We start from the raw sequence: 18,460 nt of genomic DNA, 5'->3' as shown, positions 1-18,460 counted from the left end.
ATCCTGCCAGTCCGCACGATGGAAATCGGCCGCGCATTGCGGAAATATCGGCCACTTGTCAAGAAAATCCCGTAATTCGGGGCCTTGAGGATCGCAATCAGTCGTCGGCGGCGACGAGGCGGCGGAAACTGTCGATCGCACAGCTCATGCCGCTGCGCGCCTGCAATTCGTCGCGTCCCGAACAGAGCGAGCCGTCCGCATCCGGTTCGACATAGAAGCCGGAATAGAAGCCCGCCGAATCGCACCCCTTTTCTAGCCGCGCACGGTAGCGATGCTGATCGGCGAGGATGAGATCGACGCCATTGCGCACGATGATGCTGGCGGCGCGAATCGAGCGGAGCGCGACGCAGCGCGGCCCCTTCTTCTCGTCCCAGTCATCGGCGGCATCGGGCGTGATGCGCGCGGGCGCCTTGCCCTTGCGGACCATGGGCACGCGCATGATGACGCGCCGCTCGATGGTCAATTGCGCCCATTGCACGGGCTGCGCGCCGGGCGCGGCAAGCAGTAGCAGGATGGAATGAAACAAAGCGGACCCCTTATGGGAATGGCACGCTATCGACGAGTGGTTGAACCGTCGATGAATTTGCGCGCATAGACGGTCCCATGATTGGACAGGATATCATTGCGCGCTTCGCTGCGCTGCTTGGCCCCAAGGGCGTCGTCACCGACCCGGACGACATCGCGCCATGGACCAGCGACTGGCGCGGGCGTTATCATGGTGACGCGGCAGCGATCCTGGCGCCTGCGTCGACGCAGGAGGTGGCGGCGACAGTCGCGCTGGCCGCCGAACTGGGCGTCGCGTTGGTGCCGCAGGGGGGCAATACGTCGATGGTCGGGGGCGCGACGCCGCCCGTCGATGGATCGGCGCTGATCCTGTCGCTGCGGCGGATGAATGCGATCCGCAGCCTGTCGGCCGACGATAATCTGGCGGTGTGCGAGGCGGGTGTGATCCTAAGCGTGCTGCATGACGCAGCGGAGGCTGTGGGGCGGCGCTTTCCGCTGAGCCTGGGCGCCAAGGGATCGGCGACGATCGGCGGGCTGGTGTCCACCAACGCAGGCGGCACGCAGGTACTGCGCCACGGCACGATGCGCGCGCTGGTCGAGGGGGTGGAGGCGGTGCTGCCTGACGGGAGCATCTTCGATGGGCTGGATGCGCTGAAGAAAGACAATCGCGGCTATGACATCAAGCAATTGCTGATCGGTGCGGAAGGCACGCTGGGTATCGTCACAGCGGCGGCGTTGCGACTGGTCCCCGCCATTGCCGCCCGCGCGGTCGGCTGGGTCGGCGTCGCCTCCCCTGCCGATGCGCTGGCGCTGCTGCGCCTGGTCGAGGCGCAACTGGGTGACAGTGTCGAGGGGTTCGAGGTGATCGCCGATGAGACGCTGGGCTTCGTGCTGGGGCACATCCCCGGCACGCGTAGCCCGATCGAGACGCGCACGCCCTGGCATGTGCTGATCGAGGTTGACCACCCCGACCTGAACGATCCCAGCCCCGCCGAGCGGCTGGAACAGGCGCTGGCCGATGCGTTCGAGCGGGGGCTGGCGATCGACGCGGCCATCGCTGCGAACGAGGCGCAGGCCGATGCTTTCTGGCGCATCCGCGAATCCCTGTCGGAATCGGAAAAGGTGCAAGGGCCAGCGCTGCAATATGACATCAGCGTGCCCGTCGCACGGATGCCGGCCTTCATGATCGACGCGGCGCAGGCGGCGCAGGCGCGCTTTCCTGGCACGACCGCCTCTTCCTTCGGGCATCTGGGCGATGGCAATGTGCATTTCCATGTCCGCGCGCCAAAGGGCACCAGCGACGGCCCGGCCTGGATCGCGGCGCAGGGCCAGGCGATCAATGGCTTCGTCCATGATGCGGTGGTGGCGGCGGGCGGATCGATCTCCGCCGAACATGGCATCGGCCAGATGAAGCGCGCGGAACTCGGACGACTGGCAAGCCCCGCGCGGATCGGCGCGCTGCGCGCGATCAAGACGGCGTTCGATCCCAAGGGCATCATGAACCCCGGCAAGCTGATACCACTGCCCGGAGAAGCCTGAGTGCGACAAAGCGATTGCACGGCGTCGCCAAGGTGATTATCGCCCTGCCCCAATCATCGGACCTGCGGCGTGCCTGAAAAACCGCTGCCTGCAAGAATGGATATTTGATCATGGCCAGCGCGCCCGCGAACAATCTGCCGATCTTCTACAACGACCTGCTGCCGCTCAGCAGCGTGGACCATATCGATTTTCATAGCCGTACGGTCGACGCTGCGCCGTTCCTGGTCAGCCAGCATGCCGTGCCGTTGACGATCGACGAATTCGTGTCGGCCCAGCGCTTCGTGCCGATCATCTTTTCGTCGGGCGCCGATTCGGTGCCGCTGGCGCTGATGGGCCTGAACGAAGGCGTGAACGTCTTTGTCGATGACGAAGGCAAGCTGCGCGGCCCCGCCTATGTTCCGGCCTATGTCCGTCGCTATCCCTGGATGCTGGCCAAGCTGCGTCCCGACAGCGAGGAATTGTCGCTGTGCTTCGACCCGACCAGCTCGGCGATCGGCGCGTTCGAGGAGGGCACCGCGCTGTTCCAGGACGGCAAGCCGAGCGAACTGACCCAGGGCGTTCTGAAATTCTGCGAAGATTTCGAGCAGGCCGCCGCGCGCACCAGCCAGTTCGTGCGCGAATTGCAGGAAATGGACCTGCTGATGGATGGCGAAGTGTCGATCCAGACGCCGGTCAACGAACAGCCCTTCGTCTATCGCGGCTTCCGCATGATCAACGAGGAAAAGCTGCGCGACATGCGCGGCGACCAGCTACGCAAGATCAACCAGAACGGCATGCTGCCGCTGATCTACGCCCATCTCTTCTCGCTGCAATTGATGCGCGAGATTTTCGAAACGCAGGTTTCGCAGGGCAAGGGCCCTATCGCCCTTCCCGCCGCACCGCAGCCTGCCGAAGCCTGAACCCGATATTAACCCGAAACGGTTCAAATAATTGATAGAAAGGGCGTTGCTTCCCCCCTTGTAAGGCGAAGCATCCTGCCCTATCTATCAATCATGCGGTGCACCTGCCCCCCTTTCGGGTGTATCGTATGGGCGCCTCCCCCTTTGGAGGCGTCTCCTCCCTGAACCTTGGCCACCCCATGCTCTGCATGGGGTGGTTTTTTATGAGGCTTGCTTGGTGGTGGGACGCTGTTTCGCTTGACGCGATTACCCCGCCTTCCTAAAGCGCGCCTCTGCCGACCGCCTGAGCGCGGTCCCATGGCCCCTTCGTCTAGCGGTTAGGACGCGGCCCTCTCACGGCTGAAGCACGAGTTCGATTCTCGTAGGGGTCACCAATTATTTCCCGATCGGGTCACCTTCACGGGTTGGGCTTCACCAGATCATCGACATGGTGGACGACCCCATTGGCGATCACGCTGCGCACCTTGAAGCTGTTGGCGATATTTGCCCTGGGGTCGCCATCCACCAGCGCGATGTCGGCCAACTTACCGGCTTCCAGTGTCCCGGCATCCAGGTTGAGCGCCTTGGCCGCATTGACTGTGGCCGTCTGCAACGCCTGGAATGGCGTCAGGCCTGCATCGACATAGGAGGCGATCTCCGCGTGGAGATTGGTCGCGATCATCGTGTCGGTTCCCGCGACGACTTGCGCCCCTGCGTCATATATTTTCTTGAGGCTGATGAGGCCGCCTGCCAGCAGCGGCCGAACCATACGTGCCATGGGATCATTGTCGCCCGTCACGCTTTCCCGCGCCCAGCTGGGATAGAGATTCACGCGCGGATCGGTTCGATAGTCGGGGTTCTTTTCCAGATAACCGGTCAGCGCCCCGAAATTGGTGGGCGTCAGCGTCCGGCCGCTTCGGCCGAACAGTTGGATGACATCGTCATAGGCCATGCCGCCCGGCCCTTGCTTGGGTGAATAGCCGCGGCGACTGGTTGCCCCCATATGTTCGGTGCCGTCGACGCCGCTATAGGCGGCCGGATAAATCTCATGGCCCGATACGGGAATGCCCATATCATGCGCCGCCTCTACGATGCGACGCTGATAGAGGTCGGGCATACGCACATAGCTTTTGACGATGTCATATTTCAGCAAACGTGCGCGTTCGAGTTCGCGTTCGAGATGCGCTGGCCCGGAAACGGCCACACCCATCTTGTAATAGACACGCTGCCATTCCAGCAGCGGTCCCCCGACATAGAGGCGCGGGCTGGGGCGCACGCCTGCCTCTGCCGCTTCCCGATCCTCGACGGCGTCATAGACCTGCGTGCCGGGGTCGCGAACCGTGGTGATGCCATAGGCCAGCCACGCCTTTTCGAGATTGGAGCCGAAATCCTTTTGGACATGGGAATGATATTCGATGAGACCGGGCATGGCGGTCAGGCCGGTGCCGTCGACGAACGCGCCCCCCTCATGCAGCGCCGGGTCATGATCGCGGATCTGGGCGATGCGATTGCCGTCGATGATGATGTCCTTGTCATGCTGGGTCGCATCGGTGACCGAGTCGATCAGATGGCTGACATGGACGACGGTGCGGCCCGTTGGCTTGGCGAGACGATACTTCAGGTCGACTGGTACGTCGCTCGTGACGCCGGTGGCCAGGTCGATCGTCTTCAAAGCGTCGTTGGACTGGTACAGGACTGTGTTCGAATCCGCCGTCCAGGTCGGATAGAATGCGGTATCGTTGGTCTGGCTGCGCACCGGCCCCACTGGCTTGCCTGCCTTGTCCACGGGCCAGACCTTGAGCAGGCCTTCATAGATGCCCGCCATCTTCGTGCCGTCGGGCGACCAGGCGGGGCCGCTGCCGCTGCGCGTATCGAGCGACATATTGGCCTCCGGTATCTGCCAGAATGGCTCGCCTTTGCCATCAGCCGGTATCACATAGACCTGGTTGGTGCCCTCGCGGAAACTGTTGGAAAATTTGTAGGACAGGCTGATCGCGACATATTTTCCGTCCGACGACCAACTCGGACTGCCCGGCTGGCCAAGCGAGGTCTGCAGCCGTGTGACCTTGCCGGTCGCGACATCCACCACGCAGACACCTGCCACGCCCCAACGACCATCGACGTCGATGAAAGCGACGCGCGTGCCGTCCGGCGACCAGGCCGCGCCGAGCGGCTGCGTGTCGAGCTTGGTCAATTGCCGATCCGTGCCCGTTTTCAGATCCTTGATCCAGAGCTGCGGCAGACCACCGACACGATCCGAACTGAACACAACACTCTGCCCATCGGGCGACCAGGCGGGATCGGCGTCGAGCGCGGCGTCCTTGGTCAGATTTTCCGGCACCCCGCCCTTGGACGAGACGACATACAAATCGCCCAGCGCAACGAAGGCGATGCGACTGCCATCGGGGGAGATACGCGGATGCACGATGCCAAGCGCCTTGCGCGGCGCGGTCGAATCCCAATCACGCTTGGCCCGCTTATAACTGGGTTTCACGACCTCCAGCGTGGCAGCGAAGTCGATCGTCGAGGCCGCCTTCGCCCCGCCCCGGCGGATCTTGCCGTCCGACACGTAGAAATAGCCGCCTGCCTGATCCCAGCTTATGCGGAAAGGAAAGACATTTTCCTTGCCACTGACGATCTTGCCGTCGATTGCCAGATGGCTGCCCGTGTCGTCCTGCACGACATAAGCCAGTTGCCCCAACGGCCCGAATGACGGCGCTTCGGCCCTTCCTTCGGCCTGTTTCAACAGACTTTCCTGCCCCGTCGCCAGATCGACGACATAGAGGGCGCTCGCCATCCCCTGCCCGCCGGAATAGGCGATCCGCGCGCCATCGGGTGACCAGGTCGGTAGCCGGTCCTCGCGCGCGTGGCTGCTGACCTGCTTCATCGCGCCCGTGGCGATGTCGAGCGTCCAGATGTCATAATTGCCGCTACGATCCGACGAAAAGGCGAGCGTCTTGCCGTCCGGCGAAAAGACCGGCTCGCGATCATCGAATGGGCCTTCGGTCAGCTTGTGCATGTCGCTGCCGTCGGGCTTGATGCTCCACAGATCATAGCCGCCGTCGCGATAGGCGAAGTAGACGAGGCGTGATCCGTCGGGCGACCAGACCGGCTGACGCGCGTCATTGAAATAGTCGGTGATCCGCCTGGCCTTCCCGCCTTTGACCGGGATGATCCAGAGACTGCCCTGCAGATCGACGGCCAGCCACTTGCCGTTCGGCGAAACGGACACGGCCATCGACGTCCCTTCATGCACGTCGAAGGCAATCGGTGTCTCGCCACCAGGCGGGGGCAGATTGGCAGGTTGAGCGAGGGCCGGAATGACCGTGCCGACCATCAGGGCGATGGCGAAGGGTGTGAGCCGTATATTCATGATATGATTTCCCCGTTCATTCCCTACCAGCCGAAGACGTAGCGTTCCCGCCGCACATCCGCGCCACCACGTAAGGTGCCGGTTTCAGGCACGACGCCTGCCGCTACGATGCCGGTCGACACGCCGAATGGCCCCAATACATCCAGCTTGTGCCCCCGCGCGCTCAGCGCATCGCGCACCGCTTGAGGAACGCGATCTTCGATCTCCAGCACGCCCGGCTCGTCCTTCTTGACGCCGAAGGAACCATGGAAATGATTGGAGTTGATCCGGGGTGCCTCGATGGCCGCCTGCAGCGGCTCTCCGAAGGCCAGGACGCGCAGCAACACATTCATGATCTGCTGGTCCTGATTGTCGCCGCCCGGCGTGCCGATCGCCAGGAAGGGCGCGCCATCCTTCAGCACCAGGGACGGCGACAACGTCGTGCGTGGCCGCTTGCCGGGGACAAGGACGTTGGGGCTGTCGGGATCGAGATCGAAGATCGTCATCCGGTTGCTCATCGGCACGCCGGTATCGCCCGCAATATAGGCACCGCCCAGCATCCAGCCCGAACTCGGCGTACAACTGAACAGATTGCCGTGCCGGTCCACCACTTCGATCGCGGTCGTATCGGCGGTGGGCGCCGGCGGTTTTTTCAGCATGCGCGGTAGGAAGGAAGGCGTGTCGCGCTTGCGTCCCTCAAAGGCCCAAGGGTCGCCATAGCGATGCTCCAATGACGCCTGCGGCCGGATGTCCCTGGCACGCGCGGCGGCATAGGGTTTGGACAGCAGGCCTTGCATCGGCACGCTGGCGAAATCGGGATCGCCGAAGAAGGCGTTGCGATCATCGAAGGCGAGTTTGATCGCCTCGGCCAGCGTATGCAGATAGGCGTCGCTGCCCGGCTCCATCGCACCGATCCCGGCGGCTTCGGCAATATTCAGCGCCAGCAGCAGCGCTGGTCCCTGGCTCCAGAAACCACCCTTGCACACGGTATAGCCGAACACTTCCGCAGTCGCCGGTGGTTCGACCCTACCCTTATAATTGGCCAGATCCGCATAGCGCATCAGCCCGCCGTCCGCCTCCATAGCGGCACCGATGCGGCGGGCGATGTCGCCCTTGTAGAAGGCATCGCGCCCGGCCTGGATCGCGGCCTTGCGGTCCTTCGTCCGGGCAAAGGCCTGCCGATCGGCAGTCGCGATCGTTCGCATCGTGCGCGCGAGATTGGGCTGGCGAAATATCTCGCCGGTGCGCGGCAGCCTGCCGCCGGGATAATAGGCGTCATAGGCATTTTTATATTTGGATGTCGGCTTCTGCTGGCTGACGAACACTTCGGCCAGGAAATTATACATGACGAAGCCGTCCGCCAGTTCGATGGCGGGTGCCATCACCTGGTCCAGCGTCATCGTGCCGTTGAGCTGGAGCGCCAGCGCCATGGCGTCCACCATCGCTGGGACCGTGCCGCCATTGGGGCCGTTGCCCGGTATCACGCCCAGCGCGGCAAACTGATCGACGGTCGCAAGCGCGGGGGCCGTTCCCTGGCCATTGATGACGGAGGCCTTCTTCGTGGCCGCGTCATAGATGATGGTGGGCGCTTCTCCACCAAAGCCGAAATGCGAAATTTCGGTGACGGCTGCAGCGAACACGGCAGCCACGCCCGCATCGGTGGCGTTGCCCCCTGCCATCAAGATGCGGGTTCCAGCCGCGACCGCATAATGGCGGCCGGCCGCAACGATGCCGAATTGACCGACGATTTCGGGGCGGAGGGTTTCGCCCGCGCTTTTGAGGCGCGTCGGTTCAGGGGGCGGCGTCTGCGCTTGAACGTTGGTGCCGATCGGCCCCGCAATAGCGGCGGCTCCGGTGGCCAAAGCCCATTTGCCCAAGGCACGACGGTTCATTCCCGTAATCGGGTTCTCATCGTTCATCGTTGAAACTCCCCGTTTTTTCCTGCGCCGATACGCTTCATCCGGCGCCAATATGTCAGATGGGACCAAGGATGATCCGGTTACCGTCCATCCGCGTCGCCAGGCCCAGGCTTTCGGCCGCCGCCTTCGCAAAGCCATGCGGATCATTGGCGACAAACAGCCCGGTTATCGTTTCCTGCGCGATCAGCGGGTCCGCGATCATGATCTTCTCATCATTATAGCGCGCAAATTCCGCGGCCGCCTGCGCGAGAGAGGTGTCGCGAAAGGCGATCATCCCTTCGCGCCAATAAAGTTCCTGAGCGATCGCATCAGGCGATATGCGGGCCGTCTCGATGGGACTGGCCGCCGCCGGATCGACCGCTGCGCGCATCCCCTGCACCAGCCTGACAGGCTGGGTCGCGACGTTACGACGGCTCAGTTCGACCACGCCTTCGCTGACGATCACGCCAACGGCGCGATCCGCTTGCCGCCGGACGGTGAAGGCCGTGCCGACAGCGCGAACCCGCGCATCGCCCGCTTCCACCACGAAGGGGACGGCCTTGTTTTTCGCGACATCGAACAGCGCTTCGCCCCTCGTCAGTATGACGGTGCGGGTCTGCGGCGTGAATCGCACTTCGATGCGGCTGGCGGTGTTGAGATTGACCACGCTGCCATCGGGAAGCGCAACCCGCAGCATTTCGCCCTTGGCTGTCTCATAATATGTGCCCTGCCCCGACAGGTGCAGCCCGACGGCGGCGACCGCCGAAGCCGCAACCGCTGCGCCAGCGCCCCACAGGATTTGTCTGCGCGTCGCGCCGACCTTGGTGGTCGCGGCATGGATCGCCTGTTCATCGGTTTGCGCCAGTTCGACGCGGGCGAGCGTCGCGCGGGCCATCGCCCACGCACCCATGCGGCGACTGTCCCCGGCGAGCCAGGCGTCCAGCTCTCGTCTGTCGGCGGCGCTGAGATCAGTCGCGTCACAGCGGGCCGCCCAGAGGGTCGCCTGTTGTTCTATCTCCGCGCTGCTTTCCCTGACTGTCATATGGCTCTGCATTTGAAATTCGGTCGTTAGACGCGACATGGCCGGTTTTTCCGCCACGTCCGAAAATATTTATCAGGGTGCGGATGCCGCGGCCGACATGTTTTTCGACCGTGCTTTCCGACAAACCCAGCTTTTGCGCGGTTTCCCGCTGCGACAATCCATGGACTTTGCGCAGGATGAAAACTTCACGGCATTTGGCCGGCAACTGGTCGATTGCCTCCGCCACCAGCCGAAACTCCTCGCGCTGCTCCGCTTGCACGTCCGGCGGCAGAACCCCGGATTCGATGCTCAAACGATCAATCTCGGTCAGCGTCTCCATCGAGACGACCGGCGCGCGTCGCACTTCGGTGACTATGACCGAAAGCGCGGCGCGGAAGAAATAGGCGCGTGGATTTTCGATATGGTCGACAGACGGCAGGGTCGCGAGCTTCGCATAGGTTTCCTGCACGACATCATCGAGCAGAAAGCCATATTGCACGCGCCCCGCCAGCCAGCGGCGCAGCGCTGGTTCATGCGGACAAATGTGGCGTGCCAGCCATATGGCTCTGCTATCCAGAATAGGTCGACCCCTTACATCGACGATCGTCTGTAGCAACGAAAGGCACGCCCAAATCCGCCGCTAGAACAGCATGAAAAAAATGTGACAGACCCAATGGCGGATATTTTCCGCTCTCGTGTCTTTCCACTGTGATCTGCGGCGCCATTGGCCTCCATGCCGTGATCTGGAGAGGATGTCGGGCACCCGAAAAAGGGGCCGATCGGCATCGCCTGGCCGGGCGAATGAGTCGGCCCATGTACGGAATTTTCAGTGAGTGATCGACCATCGCGTGGCGCCTTGGCTGCGTGCGTCCGCTGGCGCGCGTCCGTGTGGGAGGGAAATGGGGGAACATGATGAACAAGACGAAGATCTTTGCCATGCTGCTGGGGAGCAGCGCCGCTGCACTGGCGCTGACAAGTGGGACAGCCAGCGCCCAGCAACGCAATTTCGACCTGCCCGAAGGCCGCGCGGTGGATACGCTACCCTCCTTCGCGTTACAAAGCGGCCTGCAGATCATCGCGCCGTCCAAGAAACTGCGCCACAGTCGCACACCCCGTCTCTATGGCGCGCATGATGCGCGGCAGGCGCTCAAGCATATCATCCGGGGCACCGATCTCGTCATCTCCTCCGACCGCAACGATGTCGTCACCCTGCGCGATCGCAGCCTCAGCGCCGAACCCGGCGCGGTTGCGGCGTTGAAGCCGATTGCGTTTGCGCAGTTGGAGACGGGCGGCACCATGTCGGACGCGCCGACCATGGGGTTGCCCGCCGAGCCGCAAGGCGAAAGCCGCGCCGAAATCGTCGTCGTCGGCACGCAGATCAGGGGCGCGAAGACAACGGGTGCCCTGCCCGTCACCGTCGTCGGTCAGGAACAGGTCGATGCCGTCGCGGCCGTTTCCGGCGCGGACCTGTTCCGCTCCATCCCGCAGCTCGGCGGCGTGACGTTCAATGAGCAGGTGTTGGGCGGCGGATCGGGCAATGCCGCGCGCGGCGACGTGTCCACGGTATCGCTGCGCGGCCTGGGTCAGGGTAATACGCTGCTGCTGATCAATGGCCGCCGCACCGTGCTGCATCCCACATCGCAGGCGATTACCGGGGTGATCGATTCCGGCGTGCCGACCTTCGGCTTCAACGCCAACACCATCCCCGTCGGCGCGATCGAGCGCGTCGAGGTGCTGCGCGATGGCGCGGCGGCGCTCTATGGGTCGGATGCCGTCGCGGGCGTCGTCAACAATGTGCTCAAATCCAACTTCACCGGAGCCACGTTCGACGCGCAATATGGCGGCGCGGAAGGCACCAATTTGCGCGAATTTACCGTCAACGGCCTTGTCGGATTCAATTTCGGCGGCGGCCGGGGCAATGTCTCGCTCTTTGGCGGCTATGCGCAAAAGTCCAAACTCTATCTGCGTGACCAGGACTATACGGCCACGGCCGACCGGCGATCCTTCGTCGCGGGCACGCCCTTTGCCAACAATGCAAGCTTCAACGGGACATCGACCAGTACACCCTGGGGCACGTTCCAGGCGACCGGGACCGGAGTGATCACCAGCAATGGCGTCGCGCTTACCAACGCTTCAGGCCAGTTCCATATCCAGCCATCAACCAACCCCGGCTGTCAGGTCGCAGCCGGTACGCCGGGCATGTGCTATGACGATGCCAGCGGGACCACGCAGATGGCCAATGTCGATTCCAACCTGCGTTTCGACCCGAATGCAACATTGCCCGATCTTACCACCCAGCCATCGGTGAGGCGCATCAACCTGTTCAGCTTCATTAATTATGAACTGACGGACAATCTGGATTTCTTTGGTGAACTCGGCTTCTACCAGGGGAAGACCGAAGCCAATATCGGCACCCCCGGATCGCTGGCCAACATTCCGATCACGGTGGCGGCTGACGCCTATTGGAATCCCTTGGGTCCGGTCGGTTCTCCCAACCGCCTGCCTGGCCTCAACATTCCGGACGAAGGGCTCCCTGTTACCATCCGCAGCCTCAATTATGTTGATGTGGGGATGCGCAACGTTAATGTGAAAAACCAGCAATATCGCATATTGGGCGGTCTGCGTGGCACGTTCGGCGACTGGAACTGGGAGTCAGCGGGCCTGTACACTTGGGCAACGGTAAGGGACACCATGGATGGCACGTCCAGCACTCTGCTTCAGGCGGCCATCAACAAGACAACGCCCGACGCCTATAACCCGTTCAATGGTGGTAGCCTGTCCAATCCCGCAGTCGGCGATGGCACCCCCAATGACGACGCAATCGTCGATAGCTTCCGCATCCAGTCTACCCGCCGCACCAAGACATCGCTGGCGCTTTGGGATCTCAAGATTTCCAATGCCAATCTCATCGGCCTGTGGGCCGGAAACAGCATCGGCATCGCCACCGGCGTCGAGTTTCGGCGCGAAACCTTCGATGACAATCGCGACCCCCGGCAAGGCGGTGTGGCCGGTGTCGACATCACCTATACCGATGCGGTCACGGGCATCTTCTACGGGTCGGACCTGATGGGGGCCAGCCCCAGCCCCGACGTATCGGGCAAGCGCAAGGTCTGGTCCGCCTATGCCGAAATCGCCCTGCCTTTGGTCAGCCCGGACATGGAAATCCCCATGATCCGCTCCTTCGATATCCAGATCGCCGGGCGCTATGAACGCTATAGCGATGTGGGTGACGTCGCTAAGCCGAAGATCGCGGCGAGCTGGGATCTGTTGCAGGGCTTCCGCCTGCGCGGTTCCTGGTCCCAAGGTTTCCGGGCGCCTAACCTGGAAGTCATCAACACTGCGACGCTGGACCGCGTCAATGGCGGCACCGAATATGTGCTGTGCGAAGCCGACCTGCGCGCCGGGCGCATCAGCAGCTTCTCCCAATGCGCGCGCAACGTGTCGGTGCTGCGCCGGTCAGGCGGCAATCCTGATCTGAAGCCCGAAGAATCCACCAGCTGGAACTTCGGCGCGGTGTTCCAGCCGCCGCTGCCCGAAGGCTGGGGCAATGTGACCTTCACCGTTGATCGCTGGCGGATCAAGCAGAAGGGCGTCGTGGGTCTGCTCGATTATCAGAATGCGCTCAATCTCGACTATCTGCTGCGGGTCCAGGGCAGCAGCAATCCCGCCGTCGTGCGCCGCGAACCCACGGCGGACGACATCGCGCTGGTGGCGGGCACGGGCTTGGCACCAGTGGGTGAGCTGCTTTACGTCACGGCCCCCTTCCAGAACCTGTTGCCGATCCAGGTCGATGGCATCGACTTCAACCTGGACTATCGCGTAGGCACCACCAATTTCGGCAAGTTCGGGCTGAACGTGAATGCCGCGCGCCTCATCAAATATCAGCTCGACGCCCCGGCTGCCGTGCAGGCGGTTACCGATGGACAGGCGGCAGGCGAAATCAACGCGGCCGTGCCTGTTCCCGGCGGTGGCGATGTCGTCGGACGCGACGGTCAGCCACGCTGGCGCATTTCCGCCAACCTGACCTGGGACTATGGCCCGGTGACCATCGGTGCCTTCACCCAGTTCATCGATGATGTTTATCAGGACGCGGTGTTCGATGCGGACGGCAACCGGTTCGTGGTCAAGGGGCAGACGACGGTGAACCTCTATGCCACCTATAAATTCGACAGCGGCATGATGAAGGGAACGGCGATCACCGTGGGCGCGCGCAACATCTTCGACAAGGATCCACCGCTCGCGTCGGGAGGATACCTGTCCAGCCTGTATCAGCCGCAGGCGCGCTATTGGTACACCAGCATCAAAAAGTCCTTCTGATGCGGGATGAAGGTCTGGCCCGTCGCGATCTGATCGCGGCGGGGTTCGCGGGCGCAGCGCTGCTCGGCCTGCCCGGTCGAACGGCTCTGGCCCAGTCGGGGGACAAGGCACCCGATGCGCCGCGCAGCAGCCCGGCGGTGGCAAGGGCGCATCGCGTCGAAGTGCCGATGCCCCACGGCGGCGTTGCGGCGGGGCATCCGCTGGCGGCGATGGCGGGCACGCGCATGCTGATGCAGGGCGGCACGGCCGCAGACGCCGCCGTTGCCGCCATGGCGGTGATGAATGTCGTCGAACCCTGGGCATCGAGCGCGGCGGGCAATGGCTTTGCCACCTGTTTCGAACGGCGCAGCGGCAAGGTCCAGTCGCTCGCCTTTACCGGGGGTGCGCCTGCCCTGCTCGACCCGGACATCGATCCCAAGGAACTGGACAGCGGACATAAGGCCGTCGCCGTTCCCGGCGCCTTTGGCGGCTGGATAGAACTGGCGAAGCGCTATGGTCGGCTGCCGCTAGCCAAATTGCTCGAACCCGCCATCGGCTATGCGCGCGATGGGCATCCGCTCGATGCCTCGATCGCGATGTTCATCCGCCGCCAGCAAGCGGTGCTGGCGCGCCATCCGACCAGCGCGGCGATCTTCCTGCCCGGCGGCCAGCCGCCCGCGCCGCGCGCCATCTTCCGCAATCTGCCCTTGGCGCGCACCTTCCAAAGTCTCGCCGACGCGGAAACGCGGGCGCTCAAAAGCGGGGCCGACCGGGACCAGGCGCTGTCCGCCGCCTATGATCAGTTCTACATCGGCCCGATCGCGCAGGACATGACCCGCTTTTCGCAGGCCAATGGCGGCTGGCTGCGCATGGAGGATATGCGCAGCTATCGCCCGGTCTGGGACAACCCCGTTTCGACCGTCTATCGCGGGATGGATGTTTATTGCAGTCCGCTCACCTCGCGCACCGGGCTGGAACTATGCGAACAGCTCAACATCGTGGAGGGCTGGGATCTCGCGTCCCTTGCCAGCGATCGCGCCAGCCTCACGCATCTGCTGATCGAGGCGATCAAGATCGCCAAGGCCGATGTCTATCGCTACGCGGGCGACCCCCGCTTTGTCGATGTGCCCGTCGCCACATTGCTGTCCAAGGATTTCGCCGCGACGCGACGCAAACTGATCGACCGCATGCAAGCCATCGCCTTTCCCGAAGGCGCTACGCTGGCGAGGAGCAAGCAGCCTGATCGACAGGCGGCCGCTGATGAAGACACACGCGGCGGCGACACCACGAGCCTGTCGGTGGTGGACAAGGAAGGCAATGCCATTGCCGTCACGACGACGATCGGCGGCGGCTTTGGGACGTCGGTGGTGATGGGCGACACCGGCCTGTTGTGCAACAATGGCCTGCGTGTCGGGTCGACGGCTCCCTATGCCGGTCATCCCAATGCCGTGGCACCGGGCAAGCGTGCGCTGCTAGGCAACGGCCCCATCATCGTGCTGGACAAGGGGCAATTGAAGCTGGTGTGCGGTACGCCAGGCGGCGAGACGATCGGGCAGACCCAGTTCCAATTCCTCGTCAACGCCCTCGACCTGGACATGCCGATCCAGCAGGCGATTGAAGCGCCCCGCTTCGCGCTCAATGCCAAACCCAATTTCTACAAGCCGGGTGCTGCCATCACCATACAATTGGAAGACCGTTTCGCGCCTCCGGATGTCTCGGCGTTGAAGGCCAAGGGCCATAGCGTCGAGATGGTCGGCGCCTTCGCCATCGGCAGTATCCAGGGCGTCATGGTCGACCCGTCCGGCGCACGCATGGGCGGCAGCGATCCCCGCCGCATGGGATATGCCATGGGCTATTGAGCAACACCCGAGCCTATGCGCCAATCCGCTTCGCCGGAGGGCCGAAATAACTGGCCGGTAGCGCGTCGCGATAGGCGACGATGCTTTGCAGGACGATCGTCGGATCGACCATGGCGATGGTCAGGACATGCCGCCCCGGCGTCGCGATCGCCGCCTTGAAGCGCATGATACGCATGTCATTACGCGCATTGATCTCCGACGCCTTGCCCAGAAATTCCTCGGACTCGCGCTTTTCGGGCGTGAAGACGGTTACGACCTGCGGCGGGCCATCATCCACCCATAGGGCCAGCGACAGCGCATGATCGGGATTGACCTTGAGCGTCGGCGCGGTGACCAGATCGAACGTCCATTCGCCCGCCTCGCCAACGAAAAGGGGATATTCCAGCCGTGGCGCACGCTGCGGGTCCGGCATGGATGCGGCATCCACCGGGAAGATCGACATCGCCGCATCGACCCGTCCATAGTCGGGGATCGGCTCCCACTGGACACCAGCGGCGGGAATGTTGCGCGCATAGTCGCTGGCTGGGATCGAGAAGGCACCGACGAGCGATCCCCAACAGCCTTTGGCGGCCCGCTCTTCCTCCGCCGACGCCCGAATGGCCGTGACCGTCACCGTCACGCTCTGCGCCTCAGCGCCACCGCCATCGCGACCATTGCTGATCTTCACCGTTCCCGTGCTGCGACCGGGCGGCAGCTTGCGCCAGTCGATCTCGACCCGGTGGCGCCTGTCGGCTTTTCCGACGCTGAACGCCTTGTCCTGTTTCAGGATGATCCAAGGGTCGCTCGCAACCAACTGGATCTCCACCGGGCGTTTGCCACGCGGGAATGTCTCGATCCAGCTTGATGGCCGGTACAGGCTGTCGAGTATCGGCAAATTTGGGGGCAGATAATAGCCCGGCCAGCCCTGCCGCGCGCCCTCCACGGCTACGCCGAATTGCGCCGTGTCCGGCAGATCAAGCGCCGACACCGGTGGGCAGATATCCTGAACCGGCTGATACCAGTCGAAATAGCCGATATAGGGCTGGTCCATCAAATGGTTCCATTTCCCATCCGACAGATCGTGATTATAGGTGTCGCGGATCGCATGGGCCTGCGCAAACAGCCGCTTGACCTCCTGGGCTTCCTCATTGGTGCTGGCGCGCGCCTGCTCTGCGAACCGTTTGTTGCGCGCGGCGGCGACCTGCATTTGCGTCAGGTTGCAGCAGCCTCTGATGGGGTGGAGGACAAGCTGATAATAGGCCGCCTTGTGCGTCTCCGGCAGCTTGTCATTGATCGCTTCGGCACGCGATCGCAGGTCCAGCCACAACGCCACCATTCGTTCGGCTTCGTCGAAATTCTCAAGGCTGTACGTGTCAGGGCGCAACTGCTCCGGTTTGCGCCAGGCGTTATATTTCGCGTAGCGTGAGACCAGCGTGGCGATCTCCTGCGCATGCGCCTGCCCAAATTCGCGCGCGGCCCATATTTGCGTCCACTCCGCGATCCGATCCTTGCTGACCGCCTTGGGATCCCAGGCCATCGTCAGGAAAAATTCGATAGGCAGTTCCAGCGGCTTCAAGTCGCCGATATTGGTGATCCAAATCCGATCCGCGCCATAGGTGAGCGCCAGGTTCATCTGCTCCCATATTTTCGGGAAGGGATTGGTGTTGATCCATTTATAACTATACGGCCCGCCATTCATGTCCATATGGTGATAGATGCCAAAGCCGCCAGTGCGGGTGGCCCGCTCCTGCGCTGTGGGCAGGCGGCGGATATAGCCGACATTATCGTCGGCGAACATCAAGGTGACATCGTCGGGCACCTTAAGGCCAGCATCATAATATTTCTGGACTTCGGTAAACAGCACCCAGACCTGCGGGATATCCTCGATGCGCTTGCCGGTTTCCTCTACCAGCAATTGGCGCTGATCAGCGATGATCGTTTCCAGCAGCGCAATGTCCGACGTGATGCCGCCGGTGCTTTCCAGCGCCACGTCGCCATCGCCGCGCATCCCCATCGTCACCAACAGTTCGCGGTCCTTGCTGCGCTTGGCGCCTTCGCGGAAGAATTGCTGAACGGCGGGACGGTTGGTGGCATAATTCCATTCGCCATTGCCCGGCCGACGCCGGGTCCACTCCTTATGCGCGCGGTTCATCGGTTCATGATGGGATGTGCCCATGACGATGCCATATTCATCGGCCAGCGGCCCGTTCAATGGATCATCTTCATTGAAGGCGTTGTTCCACATGGCGGGCCACAGATAATTGGCGCGCAGCCGCAGCAGCAGTTCAAAGACATTCTTGTAGAAGGCGGCATTGATCCCGCCGAACTTTTCCGCCGTCCAGGCCGACAGGCAGGGCGCTTCATTGTTGAGAAAGATGCCGCGATATTTGACCGCCGGTTCGCCCTGGAAGTAACGGCCATAGGAAAGCTGGATGTGGTCCCGTTTCATCACCGGCACATCGGCCCACCAATACCAGGGGGATACGCCGATATTCTGGGACAAATCATAGATCCCGTAGATCGTCCCGCGCTTGTCGCTGCCCACGATGACCAGTGCTTCGCTAATACCCGGTGCCGGATTGGCGATGGTCTGGATGGTGTAGGATTCCCATTTGCCGCGAAGGGGCGCCACATCGATCTTGCCGCTGTCTGCCAGCCGGTCGATCAGCGGGCTGTGGCCAAGCGTACCGATCAACACCATTCGCCCCTTGTCGGCGGTCGGGGATAGCGGCGCATCGACACCGGTAACACGGCCAATATCCGCCGACAGGTCATGCGTCGCGCGGATCACACCGGCGAAATCGCTGGCATCCACGAACAATGGCACCGCCTGCCCTTGTCCGGCCAGTTCGAACCCCTGCCCCTTGCCATCGAAGCGAACCGCCGCGCGGAGGGGGCTGGCCGCCAACGCTGCGGCGAGCGATCCGGACAGCAGATTGCGACGAGACAGCATGGCAGGGCTCCTCCGGCTTAACCGGGCGATAGAATAAGCGATCAGAGACTATAGCCCGGATTATTCGTGACGTTGTTCGCTTCGGCGGTCCGCGTTTTTCGGTGCCAGCCTGTATGTGATCAGGACGAGGGATTTCGCTGCGTCTATTTCACCGCGGATATTTGATAGGCTTGCGAGTTGG

General features: G+C 62.8%; 10 protein-coding genes and 1 tRNA gene. 5 read left to right on the top strand and 6 right to left on the bottom strand.

Features of this window, described 5'->3' with window-relative positions; all coding sequences use genetic code 11:
* Positions 1–97: 97 nt before the first annotated feature.
* Positions 98–526: a hypothetical protein gene (locus SxD43FB_RS16150; RefSeq protein ID WP_096063071.1), complete on the bottom strand. Its 429-nt coding sequence runs from the start codon at positions 524–526 to the stop codon at positions 98–100.
* A gap of 77 nt (positions 527–603) precedes the next feature.
* Between SxD43FB_RS16150 and SxD43FB_RS16145 the strand changes: the two genes are divergently transcribed.
* From SxD43FB_RS16145 to SxD43FB_RS16135, 3 genes are all read left to right on the top strand, one after another.
* Positions 604–2,043, top strand: a complete 1,440-nt coding sequence (locus SxD43FB_RS16145; protein ID WP_096063070.1) for an FAD-binding oxidoreductase — start codon at positions 604–606, stop codon at positions 2,041–2,043.
* 110 nt (positions 2,044–2,153) lie between these two features.
* A complete protein-coding gene (locus SxD43FB_RS16140) occupies positions 2,154–2,942 on the top strand; it encodes a SapC family protein (RefSeq protein ID WP_096063069.1) in 789 nt (262 codons plus the stop codon).
* A 299-nt stretch (positions 2,943–3,241) separates the two neighbouring features.
* Positions 3,242–3,316, top strand: a tRNA-Glu gene (locus SxD43FB_RS16135).
* 23 nt (positions 3,317–3,339) lie between these two features.
* On the opposite strand, the gene SxD43FB_RS16130 is transcribed toward SxD43FB_RS16135, so the two are convergent.
* From SxD43FB_RS16130 to SxD43FB_RS16115, 4 genes are read right to left on the bottom strand one after another with little or no spacing between them, the layout of a single operon-like run.
* Positions 3,340–6,294 carry an LpqB family beta-propeller domain-containing protein gene (locus SxD43FB_RS16130; protein ID WP_096063068.1) on the bottom strand — a complete coding sequence of 985 codons (2,955 nt, stop codon included), beginning with the start codon at positions 6,292–6,294 and terminating at the stop codon, positions 3,340–3,342.
* Positions 6,295–6,317: 23 nt separating this feature from the next.
* Positions 6,318–8,192 (bottom strand): gamma-glutamyltransferase, encoded by a 1,875-nt coding sequence (locus SxD43FB_RS16125; RefSeq protein ID WP_096063067.1) that lies wholly within the window; start codon positions 8,190–8,192, stop codon positions 6,318–6,320.
* A 55-nt stretch (positions 8,193–8,247) separates the two neighbouring features.
* The gene (locus SxD43FB_RS16120; RefSeq protein ID WP_176482811.1) at positions 8,248–9,213 is read right to left on the bottom strand and encodes a FecR domain-containing protein; all 966 of its coding nucleotides are present in this window, start codon (positions 9,211–9,213) and stop codon (positions 8,248–8,250) included.
* The gene (locus tag SxD43FB_RS16115; RefSeq protein WP_162182218.1) at positions 9,149–9,808 is read right to left on the bottom strand and encodes a sigma-70 family RNA polymerase sigma factor; all 660 of its coding nucleotides are present in this window, start codon (positions 9,806–9,808) and stop codon (positions 9,149–9,151) included. Before SxD43FB_RS16115 ends, SxD43FB_RS16120 begins: the two co-directional genes overlap by 65 nt.
* A gap of 680 nt (positions 9,809–10,488) precedes the next feature.
* Between SxD43FB_RS16115 and SxD43FB_RS16110 the strand changes: the two genes are divergently transcribed.
* A complete protein-coding gene (locus SxD43FB_RS16110; RefSeq protein ID WP_096063111.1) occupies positions 10,489–13,509 on the top strand; it encodes a TonB-dependent receptor in 3,021 nt (1,006 codons plus the stop codon).
* Entirely contained in the window at positions 13,509–15,347 is a 1,839-nt protein-coding gene (locus SxD43FB_RS16105; RefSeq protein WP_096063064.1) for a gamma-glutamyltransferase, read from the top strand. The genes SxD43FB_RS16110 and SxD43FB_RS16105 overlap by 1 nt, the downstream gene beginning before the upstream one ends.
* 13 nt (positions 15,348–15,360) lie before the next feature.
* On the opposite strand, the gene SxD43FB_RS16100 is transcribed toward SxD43FB_RS16105, so the two are convergent.
* Positions 15,361–18,279, bottom strand: a complete 2,919-nt coding sequence (locus SxD43FB_RS16100; protein WP_096063063.1) for a glycosyl hydrolase 115 family protein — start codon at positions 18,277–18,279, stop codon at positions 15,361–15,363.
* Positions 18,280–18,460 lie beyond the last annotated feature (181 nt).

The organism is Sphingobium sp. D43FB (assembly GCF_002312805.1).
In the GTDB taxonomy this organism is placed as follows: Bacteria; Pseudomonadota; Alphaproteobacteria; order Sphingomonadales; family Sphingomonadaceae; genus Sphingobium.
Note: the sequence above shows the minus strand (reverse complement) of the source record. Positions and strands in the feature narration are given on the sequence as shown.